Origin of the sequence: Microcoleus sp. Pol12A5 (assembly GCF_036701435.1) — a bacterium.
In the GTDB taxonomy this organism is placed as follows: domain Bacteria; phylum Cyanobacteriota; class Cyanobacteriia; order Cyanobacteriales; family Microcoleaceae; genus Microcoleus.
In genome coordinates this window covers 173,096-175,304 of record NZ_JAUBQU010000001.1, presented here as the reverse complement: position 1 = coordinate 175,304, position 2,209 = coordinate 173,096, and the positions used below count along the sequence as shown (strand labels likewise).

3 protein-coding genes are annotated in these 2,209 nt (G+C 46.0%); 2 read left to right on the top strand and 1 reads right to left on the bottom strand.

Annotated elements, in window-relative coordinates; all coding sequences use genetic code 11:
* Positions 1–293 precede the first annotated feature (293 nt).
* The gene (locus tag QUA45_RS00710) at positions 294–509 is read left to right on the top strand and encodes a hypothetical protein (RefSeq protein WP_333094813.1); all 216 of its coding nucleotides are present in this window, start codon (positions 294–296) and stop codon (positions 507–509) included.
* A 187-nt stretch (positions 510–696) separates the two neighbouring features.
* Positions 697–885 (top strand): DUF4129 domain-containing protein, encoded by a 189-nt coding sequence (locus tag QUA45_RS00705; protein WP_333094815.1) that lies wholly within the window; start codon positions 697–699, stop codon positions 883–885.
* A 459-nt stretch (positions 886–1,344) separates the two neighbouring features.
* Here the strand turns inward: QUA45_RS00705 and QUA45_RS00700 are convergent.
* On the bottom strand, positions 1,345–2,209 hold an 865-nt coding region (locus QUA45_RS00700), incomplete at its 5' end, for a Calx-beta domain-containing protein (RefSeq protein ID WP_333218914.1).

The window sequence follows — 2,209 nt, the reverse complement described above, 5'->3', positions numbered from 1 at the left end:
AACTCAATCCATATTGGATTACCTTATTAGAGCCTGAATTCCCCCCATCTCTAGGTTTCTTCAGAACGAAACGCACCGCCACTTTAGAAGAATGTCACTCAAATGCGATTCTCCATCGCGCGGCGATTTGGATTAGGGACAATAACTCGGCATTTAAGTCAACCTAATCAAACGTCAAATGCGATCGCGCTTTCTTATCCCAGATTTCTTTAAGAAGTCCGGGATTTGGGGATAATGATAGAAGAAAAAAAATTCCAATCCGCAATCAAAAATCTACTCATAGATGTAAATCTATGTCTGAAAGTTCCTTTGATAAAACTAATTTGGGTTGGCAATTAGGACAGTCGCAACAGCGATTGCAGGAGAGGTGGGAACTAAAAACTGCCCAAAATATACCGAATGTCAAATTGCCATCTTGGTTTGATTCCTCGATATTGGGTGCGATCGCTAAAGCCACCTTTTGGTTAATTTTAGCATTGCTCGCAGTCTGGGCGAGTTGGCAGATTTAGCAACTGTTACTTTTTTACATTCATAATTTTAAAAAGAGGAATCAAACAACTGATGGAAGTGCGAAAAAAACAATTAAAGATTTGTTAGTAGCAGAGTGGTTGTTGCGATCGCAAAAGTTGCAGCAACAAGGGAAATACCGCCAAGCTTGCCGCTGTCTTTACATGGCGGTTGCAGCGGTTAAATGATGTGGGAACCGCGATTCACCAACCCAGTCGCACTGATGGCGAATATTTGCAATTAATCCAGAAATTACCCCAGCCAGCGCCTTACGAAATTTTGATCAAAATACATCAGCAACTATTTTTTGGGAATAGGGAACCTTCCGCCTCAACCTTTGAAGAGTGTCAGCAAGCTTATCAACCAATTAAGGATTAAGTCGGTAAGCGCAAAAAAACAATAACATCCAATCGATAATTCTAGCGGCATGTTTTACAAAAAATTATTGCCAAAAACCGACCATCTCAAAAACCCCTACCCAATGGCAAATCGCCATCTAATTCTTTCCATATACAAGGGTTCAAGGTCGTACTCGAATAACGCGCGCAGCATCTAAGAGTACGACCTTGAAATGGTTCTATCAGACCGAAGTAGCAAATGGGTTGAAAGCCACGAAACTAGCACTAGCAATGGGATTCGGGTCGAGGTCGCCCACAATCGGCCCTGTGGGTGAATTCCATTAGTTGTCAGTGCCAGCGACTGTCACACAGCGAAGATTTTACCCGCGTACTTCACTTTCTTGAAAAAAGCTGTAGTGAGGAATCAGACTGATAAAAAGCATTTAACTACTTGCGGGGCATATTAGTAGAGCAAGGATTCCTCGCCCTACTAATAGCCTTAGATGAGAGTGATACTTGTTGCCGCTGTACTGCCGAAACTGTAGCCCGCAGTGGGGTTAGCAAGACCTAAGCGCACAATCCCATTATTGGTACTAAATGGGTTGTCTTGAATAGTAAAGGTTTGGCTGAGTTGGCCGTTGGCGAAGGACAACGTGCCGCCAGTGGGGCCGCCCGGGTTAAGCAGGTAGTCGGTACCATATACAGGTGCAGGGCCGGCGCCTGGAGTACCCGCCAGAATAATATAATCAATCGATGCTGCACCTAAGCCGCTTGAGCGGGTAACTGTAACCGTTGTGTTGCCCCCCTGAGTGGCGATCGAGCCGTAATTAGACGCACTATACTGGAAGATATTGCCAGATGCACTGCTGCTACCGTCAATAATGTCTAGTATTGCTGTTGACGGAGTGCCGACGGGGCCGTTGTTGAGATATAGGTTAACACTCTCAGTCATTTCAGGCACAGTATCAGCATTGACAAAGATGTTGAACGTCGTGGAAGTTACCCCAGGGCCAAAGTTGAGTACACCAGCAGTAGACGCATAATCAGCCGCAGTTCCTCCAGTTGATAGGGCGGTGCCGTCAAGAGTACTGTAGCTAATGGTTCCGGCAGCCGTACTGGGGCCGATGCGATTGACTGTCACCGTAGCAAAGCCAGATGATTCCGGAGTGGTGAAAGTAGCCACACTAAAAACAAACTGGGTTGCTGTTGATGTTGCTGGAGTTGGAGTCGGCGTCGGAGTTGTCCCCGGAGTTGGCGCAACATCATTAATCGTCAAAATTGACGGACTACTGACATTGCCACCGAAGAGCACCAAATTCACCGTTTCCGCCGATTCCGAAATCGCATCAGTCAAAGTCGGCACG

Excerpts from the sequence above, each read along its gene's own strand:
- QUA45_RS00710 (WP_333094813.1), top strand. The coding sequence starts at position 294 with ATGTCTGAAAGTTCCTTTGATAAAACTAATTTGGGTTGGCAATTAGGA.